Source organism: Niveispirillum sp. CC-CTL257, assembly GCF_059489915.1.
Window position 1 is genome coordinate 573110 of record NZ_JCAJXE010000003.1, and the last position, 13885, is coordinate 586994.

The window sequence follows — 13885 nt, forward strand, 5'->3', positions numbered from 1 at the left end:
TTCCGTCGCTTATGGGAAGCGGCAGACCTCGCCCGTCACTTCCACGAACGACCGGGCGCCGGCACCGACCGTCAGGCGCACTTCCTTGTCGCTGGATATGACATTGTGGGTCAGGGGCAGGACGCCATTGACCTCGTCCACCTTGCCATTGGCGTCCGTGAAGCGAATTTTTACGGGCTTGGTCGGGTCGTACCAGGCCTCGGGGCTGCCGCCATCATTACGGGCTGGCACACCCTCGCCCGTCACGATGATGGCGCCATCGGCAAAGGCCACCTGGGTGTTCGAGCCCTTATAGATCGGGGTAGGCAGCACGAATCGCTTCGTGTCCGGCCGTGCGCAGGAACGCGGATTGCTGGTCTGCTCAATGACGAAGGCCATGCGTTCGGGGTTCACCCCCTCCGCCAGCTTGCGCGCCACCAGTTCGGTGATCTTGGCCAGTTCGCCGCCCGGCACCTCGCGCTGCAGGCGGATTTCTAGCTCATTAGCGCGGATTTCCTGGGTCTGGGCGATCTGCTGCAATTGCTGGGCACGGCGTTCGGCCTTGTCCTTGGCCGCCGTCATATTCACCAGCTCCTCCTGGATGGAGCCTTCGCGCGATTTCAGCTGTTCCACGCCCACCAGATAAGAGAAGCCGGCAACCCCGCCCAGCAGGGCCAGGACAAGCGCAGCCTGGCCTACACGGCCCCAGATGCGACGGCGATAACGGCGGCGGTGGTCGTAGAGGCCGTAGCTCATCTCTTCCCAGGCAAATCAACAGGATGGGTCGGGCCCGCCCAAATGGACGGCATGCCCGACCCTAACCCAGCCTGTAAGACAATTACAAGGGGCGGGGAATGATCCTGTCAGCCCTTGGGCAGCGCCTTCTCAATGGCGGCGGTCAGCTCGGCATTGTCCGGTGTCACCTTGGAGCCATAGGCCTCAATCAGGTTGCCATCGGTGCCGATCAGGTACTTGTGGAAATTCCACTTCGGCTCACCCTTTTGTTCGGCCAGCCACTTGTACATCGGGTGGGCATTGGGGCCCTTAACCGGCTCTTTTGTGGTCATGGGGAAGTCGATGGCGAAATTGACTTCGCAGAACTCCTTGATCTCCTTCGTGCTTCCCGGCTCCTGACCGCCGAAATCATTCGACGGCACGCCCAGCACGACCAGACCCTTGTCCTTGTACTTCTCCCACAGCGCCTGGAGACCCTTATACTGGGGCGTGTAACCGCACATGGAGGCGGTATTGACCACCAGCACCGTCTTGCCGCGATAGGCGTCAAACTTCAGCGGACCACCTTCGATGGCGGTGAAGCCAAAATCATAGGCGTTGGCCGCCTGCGCGGTACCGGTCATGCCCATCACCCCCATCATCGTCAGACCACCAGCCAGCGCCAGCATGGCCCGCCGGCCCAGGGTCGTCACCTTGTCACCCATGATGCACCTGTCAAAGGAACGTTCATGGGGACAATGTAGTACGGGCACACCATCCGTCCAGGGTCATCAAAGCCTTGTGGCGACTTGTCGTGAATTGCCGTTACGTTCCAGACAGCGCTCAAGCGCATCGGCGCGCGCCTGTTCCGCACCGTTGGCCGGCATGGAAGCCTGGATATAGGCGGCGCAATTGGCGAAATGCGGATGCTCATCGGCCACGGCCAACGGCGGGCTGACAGCCTGCGGACCGCCACAGGCGGCCAGCATGAGGATCGGGATCAGAACCAGGATCAAGCGGCCCATCGCCGCCTCCTTTGTTGCGGTGCAAAAGCATGCGCAGGATCGGCGATCCATGCTTGCCGGAAAGTGATCCACCGCACATGCTGCGTCGCATGGCTGTCTGCAAAGGACCCTGTGATGACAGACACGGCACCCCCCAACCTACTTCTGTCCACCGACAGCCGGCTGGTGATCATCGATGTGCAGGACCGGCTGCTGGCCGCCATCGACGGTGCCGACGCCGTGGTGAGCAACTGTGTGAAACTGGTGACGGCGGCCAACCGTCTGGGCATCCCCGTGGCCGCGACCGAGCAGAACCCCACTGGGATCGGCCCCACAACGTCGGTCCTGGCCGCGCTGATCGCGCGTACCTTCGGCAAGTCGCATTTCTCCGCCGCACGTCAGGCTGATTTCCTGGCCTGGGCGGCAGCGGGGGGCACGGTGCTGCTGGCCGGAACGGAGACACATGTCTGCGTGCTGCAGACGGCCCTGGGGCTGAAGGCCCTTGGGTTGCGGGTCGCGGTGGCGATAGACGCCGTCGGCTCTCGGCAACCGGCCAGCAAACAGGCCGCCTTCGACCGCTTGCGCTTCCACGGGGTGGAACTGGTCACGGTGGAAATGGTGCTGTTCGAATGGCTGGAACGCTATGACCGACCGGAATTCAAGGAACTGCTGCGGCTGATCAAGTGAGCTGTGCAGGTCAGGGCGAGCCGGAGGCTCGCCCTGACCTAAGGCCGGATCACCCCCGCGCCTTCAGTGCCCGGCGGTGCTTGTGCAGCAGCGGTTCGGTATAGCCGCTGGGCTGTTCCACGCCCTTGAACACAAGATCGCAGGCGGCCTGGAAGGCGATGGAATTGTCGAAATCCGGTGCCATGGGGCGGTAGGCGGGATCCCCCGCATTCTGACCATCGACCACGGCGGCCATGCGCTTCATCACGGCCAGCACCTGCGCCTCGGTGCAGACACCATGCAACAGCCAGTTGGCGATATGCTGGCTGGAAATGCGCAGGGTGGCGCGGTCTTCCATCAGGCCGACATTGTGGATATCGGGCACCTTGGAACAGCCGATCCCCTGATCGACCCAACGCACGACATAACCCAGAATGCCCTGCGCGTTGTTCTCCAACTCCTCGTTAATCTCCGCCTCGGACCAGTTGATGCCGCGCGCCAGCGGGATGGTCAGGATATCGCGCAGGCTGGCGCGGGGCCGTGAGGACAGCTCGGCCTGACGGGCCGCCACATCGACCTGATGGTAATGCAGGGCGTGCAGGGTGGCGGCGGTGGGTGAGGGCACCCAGGCCGTATTGGCGCCCGCCATTGGGTGCCCGATCTTGACCTTCAGCATTTCCGCCATCCGGTCGGGCATCGCCCACATGCCCTTGCCTATCTGCGCGTGGCTCCGGAAGCCGGTGGCCAGACCGTTATCGACGTTCCAGTTCTCATAGGCCCCGATCCAGGCAGACGATTTCATGTCCGCTTTGCGGATCATGGGACCGGCCTGCATGGAGGTGTGCATCTCGTCGCCAGTGCGGTCCAGGAAGCCGGTATTGATGAAGCAGACCCGGTCCTTGGCGGCGCGGATACATTCCTTCAGATTGACGGTGGTGCGCCGCTCCTCATCCATGATGCCGATCTTCAGGGTGTGGCGGGCAAGGCCCAGCACATCCTCGATCCGGTCAAACAGATGGTTGGCGAAGGCCACTTCCTCCGGCCCATGCATCTTCGGCTTCACGATATAAACCGACCCGGCCCGGCTGTTGGACAGGCCGCCCGTGCGGCGCAGGTCGTGCAGGGCGATCAGGCTGGTGACGATGCCGTCCAGAATGCCTTCCGGCACCCAGCTGCCATCCTCAAACGTCACGGCATCGATGGTCATCAGATGTCCGACATTGCGGATGAACAGCAGCGACCGGCCATGCAGCGTCACCGTGCCGGCACCATCCGCAGAAATGTAGGTCCGGTCGGGGTTCAGCGCGCGTTCCATGGTGCGCCCGCCCTTCTCGAACGTCGCCGTCAGGTCGCCCTTCATCAGGCCCAGCCAGTTGCGATAGACGGTGACCTTGTCGGCGGCATCGACGGCGGCGATGCTGTCCTCGCAATCCATGATGGCAGTCAGGGCCGATTCCAAGACGATATCGGCAACACCCGCCGCATCACCCTTGCCGATGGCGTGCGAACGGTCGATGACGACGTCCAGATGCAAACCGTGATGGGTCAGCAGGATATTGGTGGGGGCGGCTGCATCACCATTATAGCCCTTGAACTGCGCCACGTCGGCCAGCCCCGTCACCGACCCGTCGGCCAGCGTCACGGACAGCGCACCATCGGCAACGCGGTAGCCGGTGGCGTCCTTATGGCTGCCGGATGCCAGCGGCGCGGCACGGTCCAACACCTCCCGCCCCTTGGCGATGACGGCAGCCCCGCGCACGGGGTCATAGCCCTTGACCCCCGCCGTGCCGACATCGCCCAGCGCATCAGTGCCATACAGCGCATCATACAGGCTACCCCAGCGGGCGTTGGCGGCGTTCAGGGCGAAGCGGGTGTTCATCACTGGCACCACCAACTGCGGGCCCGCCACCTGGCTCACTTCCGGGTCGGTATTGGCGGTGGTGATGGCAAAGTCCGGCCCCTCCGGCACCAGATAGCCGATATCCCGCAGGAACGCCTCATAGGCTTCCGCGTCGATATCCTGTCCGCGCCGGGCGATGTGCCAGCCATCGATCTTGGCCTGCAACGCATCACGCCGGTCCAGCAGCCGCTTGTTCACTGGGGCCAGATCCTTGAACAGCGCTGCGAAGCCGGACCAGAAGGTACCCGGTTCCACGCCTGAGCCGGGCAGAGCCTCGGTTTCGATGAAGCGGTGCAGTTCGGCATCGACCTTCAGGCCGTTGATATCGACGGTGGCGGACATGGACGCGGACCTTCCCTGGCGGCTGCTGTTGTTTATCCACCCCTATCAGCGCTCTTGCTGCCACGCAACAGAGAATGGAAGTCTTTCCACGATACGGAAAGATTGATAGGGTGGCGGCCCACAGCGACCGGAAGCACCATGCCCAAAACCACCACCGACGGCCCCGAACGCAACGGCAATGTCCAGGTTCTGGGCCGCGCCATCGCCATCCTGAACCATCTGGCCCAGGCGGATGGCGGGGCCAGCCTGACCGAGATCGGCAATGCCGTGGGGCTGGCCGCCTCCACCACGCATCGCCTGCTGACCTCTCTGGAGTCGGAGCGTTATGTGCGCTTCGACGCGGAAACGAAGCTATGGTCGGTGGGGGTGCAGGCCTTCATCATGGGCAATGGCTTCCTGCGCACCCGCGATCTGGTCCGTCTGGCCCGCCCGCATATGCGGGCGCTGATGGAAGCCAGCGGCGAGACGGTGAACCTCGCCATTGAGGATCAGGGGGCCGCCGTCTATCTGTCGCAGGTCGAATGCCGGGAGATGATGCGCACCTTCGCGCGGCTGGGGGCGCGGGTGCCCATGCATTGTTCAGGGGTGGGCAAGGCGTTGCTGTCTGCTTTGGACCGTGCGGCGTTGGCCCGGCATATCGACCGCCACGGCCTGACACGGATGACGGCACGAACCCTGACCGATGTGACCATGTTGGGCGCTGATCTGGCTGCCGCACGGGTACGGGGCTATGCGATTGATGATGAGGAACATGCCGTCGGCCTGCGTTGCGTGGCCGCACCGATCTTCAATGAACATGGCGATCCGGTGGGCGCTGTCTCGCTGTCCGGCCCCATGGCACGCATAACGGATGTGCGCATGCCCATGCTGGGTGATCTCGTTGGCGGGGCGGCCAGCCGTATCATGGCGGAAATCGGCGGCAGGCCAGGGGTTTGAACTGGGGCATAGAATACCTATGTCGTCCCTTATACCATTCGAGATAAGGCGAAACGCTTGGCGTCATTTCTGTGCGGACAGCGTTAAGCTGTCCATGGCTTATCAAGTTCACGATTGCGGGATTCCTTTTCGATGGGGCAACAGAAGCACATCCTGGTTGTGGAGGACGAGTTCCTGATCGCCATCCATGTCGCCGACATCATGGCCGACCTGGGATTCGGCGTGATCGGACCCGTCGGCGACATCCATCAGGCTTTGGCCCTGATCCAGGAGGAGAAACTGGACGGCGCGATCCTGGATGTGAACCTGTCAGGGCAACTGGTTTTCCCGGTAGCAGCGGCGCTGAGCGCGCATGGCGTGCCTTTCATCCTGACCAGCGGTTACGATGTGGCGGGCCTTCCGGTCGAGTGGCGGGACCGGCCCGTCCTTCGCAAACCCGTGGCGGAGCGGGATCTGGCCCGGTTGGCGCAGTCTGTTTTCCACTCTGGTGAATTGATGAGGACGGCGGGTGGCAGCTAGGCCTGAAGCAGAAACATCTCCTGGCGCCCGACGCATCCTGCTGGTGGAGGACAGTCCCACCCAGGCTTTGCGCCTGCAGATGCTGCTGGAGGATGAAGGTTACGCGGTGGAGACTGTTGACAGCGCAGAGGCGGCGCTGCCCGTTCTGAACCGGACCCTGCCGCATCTGCTGATTGTGGATCACCATCTGCCGGGCATGCAGGGGGGCGACCTTTGCCGCCTGATCCGGCTGCATGTGGCTACGCTGTCCATGCCCATCCTGATGCTGACAGCGGACGAGACGCCAGCCCGGCAGCGGGAAGGGCTGGACAGCGGCGCCGATGACTTCCTGCCCAAATCCACCGATTCCACGGTTCTGCTGCTGCGGGTACAGCAATTGCTGCGTCACGCCCGTCGCGACGATGATGTGGACGTACTGCCGCAGACGCAGTTCCGGCAGCCGCGCGCCATGCTGGTCGGGTTCGATCAGGTCCTGGAATATGCGCTGCGCGGCCTGCTGGTGGAGGAGGGGTGCCGTGTAACGTCGGTCAGCACCGCGACCCTGGCCCTGGCGCAACTGGCGCTGGAACCCCAGGATGTGATGCTGGTGGGAGAGCAATTGCCCGACATGGATGGGTTGGAACTTTGCCGGCAATGCCGGCAGAGCGTCGGCACGGCGACCGCCCTGATCCTGTCCCTACGCGGCAACCATGATCAGGATCGGGTGCAGCGGCTTCTGGCGGCGGCCATTGATGACCTGTTCGACCCGGTCGCCCCCCTTCCACCCTTGCGGGCGCGGCTACGCGCCATCCTGCGCCGCCGCTTTCTGGAGGAACAGAACCGCCGGTTGCTTGCTGATTTCCGGGAAAGGGAAGGGCGGGCGCTGCGGCTGGAGGCGGAACGCAACGCCGCCCGCACCCGCGCCATGCTGGCGGATCAACTGGCGGCCGTGAACCGGCGGTTGGCGGATCAGGCGCTGATCACCGCCACCATCACACGTAACGTGCCAGCCGCCCTGATCCTGACCGATCATGCAGGTATGGCGACCTACCTGAACCCGCCCGCCATCAGCCTGCTGGGCGCGGAACTGGAAGGCGCGTCGCTGTTCGAGAAGCTGGAGGTGGTGCTGGGCAAGGGGCCGCAGGCCATCCCGGCCGTCACCGAACGCGCCGCGACCCTGGAACGGCCTGACGGGCAGATGGTGCCCGTTCTTTATTCCATCACCCCCCTGGATGGGGATGAGGGACCATCGGGTGCGGTCGTGCAGATCATTGATGTGACCGAACGCCGTCAAGCGGAAGAACGGCAGGAACTGCTGATGGCGGAACTGTCGCACCGGGTGAAGAATACGCTTGCGACGGTCCTGTCGATCGGCAAGCAAACCCGCCGTCGGCATGCCGATGCGGAGAGTTTCTGGTCCTCTTTCGAGGGCCGGTTGCGGGCCTTGTCGGAAACGCATAATCTGCTGGCCGACCATTTCTGGGAATGGGTGCAGCTGTCAGACGTCATCCGGCATGAGGTGACGCCCTATGCCCAGGAACCCCATGACGTGCGCATAGAGGGTCCTGCCATTGACCTACGACCCAAGGCAGCTCTGGCCCTGGCCCTTGTCTTCCATGAACTGGCCACCAACGCCGCCAAATATGGCGCTTTCTCACAGGCAGGCGGGCATTTGGAAGTCCTGTGGACCCTGACGGATGGCGAACAGCCGCGCATCCGTCTCAGCTGGAAGGAAACCGGCGGCCCCCCGACCAGGGTTCCAACTGCTGCAGGCTTCGGCACAACGCTTATCCAGCGCTCCCTTGCCTATGAGTTGCAGGGCGCAACAGCGCTGCGTTTTGAGCCGAACGGCCTGCGTTGCGACATCGAATTCCCGTTCAGCGAGGTGATACGGCGACGCACAGGGGCGTGATCCGTTGCCACCCCCACCACCCTTATACTCATTAGATTGATAAGTTATCTTATGGAAATTATATCACTACCACCTGCAGCTTGGCGAGGCCGTGGAACTGGCATCGGGATGAAAGACGACTATCCCTCACAAAACGCCACTGCCGGGGGGCCGGTCCGCCGCAGCCCCTTGTACGCTGCCACATCGTCGGGTACGGACCGCAGCACCGCCGCGAACTGCCGCCGCTGCTCAATGCTTAATGCCGACAGCGCCCGTTGGTGGGTGCGGATGGTGAACAAAATCGCCCCGCAATCAGGCAGCTTAGTCAGCGTCTGCCGCTCCACCCGCAGCCAAAGCCGATCTCCGGCATTGCCCGCATGGATGTCGGCATCGGGCGGCACATGCGCCTTCGTCCCCGGCTGGAACAGGGTGGGATCGTCTGACAAGGTCCAGTTAACCCGCCACACCACCCGCCCTTGCGACAGCGTGTCGAAGAACCGGTCCATCGGCGTCGCCAGCACGGCATCATAGCGGGCGACGGGCCGATGGATACCCGGCAATGGCTTGCCCAACTTGTACGGAAGCATCCAGTGCGACGGAAAGCACACAACCCCGCCCGTCAATCGCCACCCACCGGGCGACGGTGTCATCAGGCACAGATCATCGGGCAGCAGATGGCCCAGCAGATGCAGCGGATGCTCAAAATCCGACGGGTCCAAGTGTGTGCCATCCACCCGGCTTTCCACGCCCTGCCCCCGTCTGGCGAACCAGTCCGGAAACTGTCCGGTCAGATGCGTGAACAGCAGGCCCATCGCCTCTTCGCCCGCCGCCCGCGCCTCCGGCATCAGGGCCATCACATCCCATTTACGTTCACGGATCAGGCGGGCCCGTTGGGACAGTTGCACTACCCAGCCCGCATCGGGCATCAGCCAGCGTTCCATCTCCTGCGCCCGCAACCCCAAGGCCATGCGCCAAACATCGCCATCGAAGGGCCAGGGAAAGGGTTCGGGCGGCAGGGTTGTCATTGCTCGGCACGTCACGGCTCGGGATGGCGCATCATGCCCCACCCCGCCCCGGATCGCGCTTAGAAATCGACCGTCGTAGACAGCTTCACGGTACGCGGCGCACCCTGCAACAGCGTGCTGCTAAAGCTGTCATAGGCCGACGCCCAGTAGCGCTTGTTGGCTACATTGTCGATGTTGAAGCGCAGGCTGACCGGCTTGTCATTCATCTCGAACACATAGCGCGCGCCAATGTCGAACCGCGTCCAGGACCCGATTTCCAGGGTATTGGCGGCGTTCACCTTCTGCTCGCCCGTGCGCACGACACGGCCCGTCAGGGTCGCGGCAGGAAGGAAGGGCAGATCCCATTCGACATTGCCGTTCATCGTATAGGACGGAACGCCGGGGGCCCAGTTGCCCTGATTCACACCGCCACCGGTCCGGCGCAGTTCCGCCTTGCCGACCGACAGGCCGCCGATCAGGCGCAGGCCGTCCACCGGCTCCCCATCCAGGCTGAATTCCACGCCCCGATTGCGCTGCTCGCCATCCAGGACATAGATCTGCTGCCCTGCCGGGTTGGCCGGGTCCACAGGCCTTGTGAAGGCGCTGGGCTGCCTGGTCTGGTACAGGGCCAGCGACAGGCCGACGCCCCCGACGGCCAGCTTGCCGCCCATTTCATATTGTGTGGATTTGTAAGGCGCGAAGACCTCACCGGAATTGACCAGCTTGGGATCGATAGGAGCGCTCGTCCCCTGGGCCAGACCCTGGATACGGTTGATATAGAGGGAGACGCCGTCCGCCGGCTTCACGACCAGACCGATGACGGGCGTGTTGGCGCTCTCGTCATACTCGCCCGTCCGCGCCCCGTCGGCATAGGAATAGGACCGAACCCGGATCGCCTGATGCCGTATGCCGACCGTCAGAAGGGCACGGTCATCGAACGCGCCAACGGTGTCGGAGATGAACAGGCTGCCCAGGCGCGACCGGCTGATGGGGAACGGATCATCCAGATCGCCGCCGGTGAACAGGGTCGCCGGCTCCACCGCAACGGGCGTGTTGTACAGGTTGGTGGCATAGCCTGCGCGGAAATCCCAGGCATTGCGGTTGGTCTGCCAGATCATTGATCCGCCGGCATTCACCTCATGGCTGAAATCGCCGGTCTTCAGCTTGGCCCGGATGCCCGCCTGCCCCGCCTCGTTATTGTCGGTGCGCGGCACGAACATGGCGTCGCCATTGGCGGCCCCGTTCACCACATTGGTGACGGTGATGCCGCCATACATGCCGTTCTCCGACCCGTCGCGCGCGCCGAACGCGCCATAGGCCGTGACATCGTCTGTCAGGTCATATTCGCCCTTCACCATGCCGTACAGGTCGCGCAAGGTGGAATAGGTCCAGGGCTGACCGTAATTGGCATCGGCGCCCGGCACGTTGGGAATGGCGGTGGACACCGTCACCTTGGGCCGCAACTGCCGCACATGCATGCGCTGATAGGCCAGATCCAGGCCCAGACGCGCCCGGTCGCCGGTCCAGTCGATGCCGGCACCCAGCACATAGGCGCTGCGGAATTCGCCATCCACCGCCACGTCGCCCCGGCGCGCGGCCCCGTTCACGCGGATGCCGACACTGTCATCGGGTCCGGTACGGCGGGCAATGTCGAAACTGCCGCCAATATGCTCATCCCCGGTATAGTTCAGGGTGGCACGGGTCAGCGGCTTGGCCCCGGCCCGCTTCGGCGTCAGGTTGACGCTGCCGCCGATGCCCGATCCGCCGGGGGCGGCCCCGTTCAGGAAGGCGCTGGCCCCGTTCAGCACCTGCACCTGCTCATACAGTTCCGGCGCGATCAGCTGACGCGGCGTCAGGCCATACAGCCCGTCCAGCGCGATATCGTCGCCATACAGCGGAAAACCGCGCAGGATGAACAGTTCCGCCGCATTGCCAAAGGCATAGCCGGTGCGGATCGACGGATCATTCTCCAGAACTTGGCCAAGTGTCTGCGGCTGCTGGTTCAAGATCAGGGCGGAACCATAGGACTTGATGGCGAACGGCACATCCTCGGCTGCCTTGTCGCCCAGGACGCCGACGGACCCGCCCCGGATCACCTGCGTCTGGTTGCCCCGCTGGGCCGTCACCACAATCTCCGACAGGCTATCCGCCATCTGGGCCAGAACCGGCAATGGCACCAGCGCCGCAGCGCCGGCCAGGATCAAAGCACGAAAACGCATCTGAAACCCCCATGCAGCCATCCAGGGCCGCGCCTCATAACAGGATTGATAATGCAAGCGACAGTCAGTCGCGTTTTGAGATTGAGAAAATCACGACCGCCGGACCTTCATGGCCCAGGCCACGGCCAGAACCGGCACCCCCAGCGCCGCCCAGGACAGGGCATCGCGCCAGCCGTCGCCGGTCAGTGCCGCGACAAGCCCGATGGTGCTGAACAGCGCGATGGCGATTGGGGCCGCGAACACGGTCCAAAGCGATTGCCGTTTCATTCCGCTGCCCCCATGGCCACCGACGCCTCGATCTCCCGCAGGCGCGCGTCCGACGCCATGCCCCGCTTGGCCAGCCAGAGATACAGACCCGATCCCAGAATGATGATGCTGAACAGGTCCAGCACGGCCCACAGCAACTTCAGCGGCAGCCCGCCATAATCCCCGAAATGCAGCGGCTGCGACATCAGTAGCGTCTGCACATACCAGGGCAGCGGTCGCATCGCCGTCAGTTCCCCCGTCTTCGCATCGACCAGCGCCGGCGTCAGCAGCTTCTTGGTCAGGGGCGTATCACCCTGCAGGAAAACGGCATAATGGTGCTGGCTGCTGAACGCCCCGCCGGGAAAGGCCACGAACTGCACCCGGTTGCCGGGGGCTGCCCGCCGCGCCGTCTCCACGGCATCATGCAGGGAACCCAGCCGGTCATGCGGGATCGGCTCCAGCCCCTTGTAGGCGGCGGTCAGTTCCGCCAACTCACCAAACTGCCAGACCTGAACAATGGGGGTGGCAAGCGTATTGATCACGCCCGTCAGGCCGACCACACTGACCCAGGCCAGGGTCACGATACCCAGAAGATTGTGGTAATCCAGCCATTTGACGCGGGTGGACCGGCTGGCCCGTACTGTGCCGAAGGCCAGCTTGCGCATGAAGGGCGCATACAGCACGACCCCAGATACGGTGGCGACAAAGAACAGCACCCCCATGAAACCCAGGAACAGCATGCCAGGCAGGCCCAGGAACATGTCGGTGTGAAGCTGCAATAGGAAATGCATCACCCCGTCATCGGTGATGACACCGACCAGTTCGCCCGTGCGCAGATCATAGGACCGCAGGGTCATCTCCGTTTCCGGCGAATCCGGGCGCGGTGCCGTCGTGACATTCACGACGGGTCGGTCCTCATCAAAGCTCATGAACAGCCCGGCATGGCCCGGCCGGTCCGCCAGGGCGACGGCCATGATCTCGTCCAGGGACCGGTTCGGCGCGTCCGTAACGGTCAGGACCTGCTTATCCCCCGCCATCGCCTCGATCTCGTCATGGAAGATCAGGGGCAGGCCGGTGAGGCACAGCATCAACAGGAAGGCCGTGCAGATCAGGCTGGACCATTTATGGACCCAGAACCAGGCACGGATCGTCCGGGAGGACATGGAAAGGACCACCAAGCTTGATATTGCGATTAATTCGCATTGCTTATAGGTGGCTGACATCGATGTCGCAAGCGTTTCGTCACGCAAGCAGGTAATGGGCGATCAGACGTCCATGACAGGGTAATCTTCCGGCAGGTCCACCACCGTTGGGGCCGGGATCGGCCCGATATCGGTCAGGATCGTGCCCCAGGACCAGCCGACGCCGAACCCGGCCAGCAGCAGCTTCTTACGGCCGCCCTCCAGTTCAGCGCCCAAACGCGAACAGAGCGCCAGCGGCACCGACGCGCTGCTGGTATTACCGTATTTTTCCATATCGATGATGTACTTGGCGGGATCGGCGCCGATCTTCTTGCGGATATGGTCCAGCATCATCTTGTTGGCCTGATGCGGCACGACATAATCCAGATCGCCCACGCCCACACCCGCGTCCGCCATCGCCTCTTTCAGCAGGCTCGGCACCGCGCGCAGGGTGAAGGTGAAGACCTCCGCCCCGTTCAGATGCAGACGGGCGTCGCGGTAAAGCCGCGCCATCTCCGCCTCCGACCGGGGCGGATCGGTGGGGATCAGGCAGTCACGCTTACCCCCGGCCTTCACGAAAATATGCTTCGCCCCGCCGCCGTCGGTGCCCAGGCTTACATGGATGGGGGCGGCATCGGGGTCAATCTCCAACGCGGTTGCCGACCCGGCATCGCCAAACAACGGCAGCGTGGCCTTGTCTTCGGGATGCAGCCAGCGGGTGGAATTATCCCCACAAAGGACCAGGGCGCGCTTTGCCGTACCCGCCAGCAGCCGCGCCGCCATCCAGACGCCATAGACAAAGCCCGAACAACCCAGCGTCACATCGAAACACGCGGCGGAGGTCGGCAGGCCCAGATGGCGCTGCAGCACCGCCGCCGTGACCGGCAGCACATAATCCACATCCTGGCTGACAAAGATCAGCACATCGACCGACGACGGCTCCCATCCCAGCTGCGCCAGCAGCCCTTCGGCGGCGGCCCGGCACATGTCGGACGCGCAATAGGGCCGGGGCAGGATGCGACGTTCATAGACGCCGATGCCCGCGTGCAACTTGCGCGCCTCCTCCTCGGTGAAAATGCCGGGTTCCTCGACAAAGGAATGGCGCTGACGCGGCACCACGGCCCGCACACCGGCGATCCGCACCCCTTCGATGGTGGCCTTCATGGCTTCCCTGTCCTGACCTTCATGTCGTCCATCCAATAGACCACAAACCGGCATGGCGATCCAAGCCGGCGCACGACCCAACCCGCCACTCTTGCACCATGTAACAGCCACATGATACAAATAACTCAATAATTTCGGTCC

13 protein-coding genes are annotated in these 13885 nt (G+C 63.6%); 4 read left to right on the forward strand and 9 right to left on the reverse strand.

Annotated features, from left to right (window positions below; translation table 11 throughout):
- Positions 1-9: 9 nt before the first annotated feature.
- The 3 genes from ABC729_RS19305 to ABC729_RS19315 form a co-directional block, all read right to left on the reverse strand.
- Complete coding sequence (locus ABC729_RS19305) at positions 10-735, reverse strand: hypothetical protein (RefSeq protein WP_495609236.1); 726 nt, start codon at positions 733-735, stop codon at positions 10-12.
- A 107-nt stretch (positions 736-842) separates the two neighbouring features.
- The gene (locus ABC729_RS19310; RefSeq protein WP_495609237.1) at positions 843-1418 is read right to left on the reverse strand and encodes a glutathione peroxidase; all 576 of its coding nucleotides are present in this window, start codon (positions 1416-1418) and stop codon (positions 843-845) included.
- A 66-nt stretch (positions 1419-1484) separates the two neighbouring features.
- A complete protein-coding gene (locus tag ABC729_RS19315) occupies positions 1485-1718 on the reverse strand; it encodes a hypothetical protein (RefSeq protein ID WP_495609238.1) in 234 nt (77 codons plus the stop codon).
- A 114-nt stretch (positions 1719-1832) separates the two neighbouring features.
- Here ABC729_RS19315 and ABC729_RS19320 point away from each other — a divergent pair, with 114 nt between their 5' ends.
- On the forward strand, positions 1833-2384 hold the full coding sequence (locus ABC729_RS19320; RefSeq protein ID WP_495609239.1) for an isochorismatase family protein: 552 nt from the start codon (positions 1833-1835) through the stop codon (positions 2382-2384).
- Between the two features lie 49 nt (positions 2385-2433).
- Here the strand turns inward: ABC729_RS19320 and ABC729_RS19325 are convergent, their stop codons facing one another.
- Positions 2434-4605 (reverse strand): malate synthase G, encoded by a 2172-nt coding sequence (locus ABC729_RS19325; protein ID WP_495609240.1) that lies wholly within the window; start codon positions 4603-4605, stop codon positions 2434-2436.
- Between the two features lie 138 nt (positions 4606-4743).
- On the opposite strand from ABC729_RS19325, the gene ABC729_RS19330 reads away from it, so the two are divergent.
- The 3 genes from ABC729_RS19330 to ABC729_RS19340 all read left to right on the forward strand — a co-directional run bounded on the left by ABC729_RS19330 (position 4744) and on the right by ABC729_RS19340 (position 7951).
- Positions 4744-5541, forward strand: a complete 798-nt coding sequence (locus ABC729_RS19330; RefSeq protein WP_495609241.1) for an IclR family transcriptional regulator — start codon at positions 4744-4746, stop codon at positions 5539-5541.
- A 132-nt stretch (positions 5542-5673) separates the two neighbouring features.
- Complete coding sequence (locus ABC729_RS19335) at positions 5674-6060, forward strand: response regulator (protein ID WP_495609242.1); 387 nt, start codon at positions 5674-5676, stop codon at positions 6058-6060.
- Positions 6050-7951 carry a response regulator gene (locus tag ABC729_RS19340; RefSeq protein ID WP_495609243.1) on the forward strand — a complete coding sequence of 634 codons (1902 nt, stop codon included), beginning with the start codon at positions 6050-6052 and terminating at the stop codon, positions 7949-7951. The genes ABC729_RS19335 and ABC729_RS19340 overlap by 11 nt, the downstream gene beginning before the upstream one ends.
- A 119-nt stretch (positions 7952-8070) precedes the next feature.
- On the opposite strand, the gene ABC729_RS19345 is transcribed toward ABC729_RS19340, so the two are convergent.
- The 5 genes from ABC729_RS19345 to ABC729_RS19365 all read right to left on the reverse strand — a co-directional run bounded on the left by ABC729_RS19345 (position 8071) and on the right by ABC729_RS19365 (position 13744).
- Entirely contained in the window at positions 8071-8955 is an 885-nt protein-coding gene (locus tag ABC729_RS19345; protein WP_495609244.1) for a heme-dependent oxidative N-demethylase family protein, read from the reverse strand.
- Positions 8956-9014: 59 nt separating this feature from the next.
- Positions 9015-11153, reverse strand: coding sequence for a TonB-dependent receptor (locus tag ABC729_RS19350; RefSeq protein ID WP_495609245.1), 2139 nt, complete (start codon positions 11151-11153; stop codon positions 9015-9017).
- Between the two features lie 90 nt (positions 11154-11243).
- Positions 11244-11420, reverse strand: coding sequence for a hypothetical protein (locus ABC729_RS19355; RefSeq protein ID WP_495609246.1), 177 nt, complete (start codon positions 11418-11420; stop codon positions 11244-11246).
- Complete coding sequence (locus ABC729_RS19360; protein ID WP_495609247.1) at positions 11417-12562, reverse strand: PepSY-associated TM helix domain-containing protein; 1146 nt, start codon at positions 12560-12562, stop codon at positions 11417-11419. Before ABC729_RS19360 ends, ABC729_RS19355 begins: the two co-directional genes overlap by 4 nt.
- 102 nt (positions 12563-12664) lie before the next feature.
- A complete protein-coding gene (locus ABC729_RS19365) occupies positions 12665-13744 on the reverse strand; it encodes a 3-oxoacyl-ACP synthase III family protein (RefSeq protein ID WP_495609248.1) in 1080 nt (359 codons plus the stop codon).
- Positions 13745-13885: the final 141 nt, after the last annotated feature.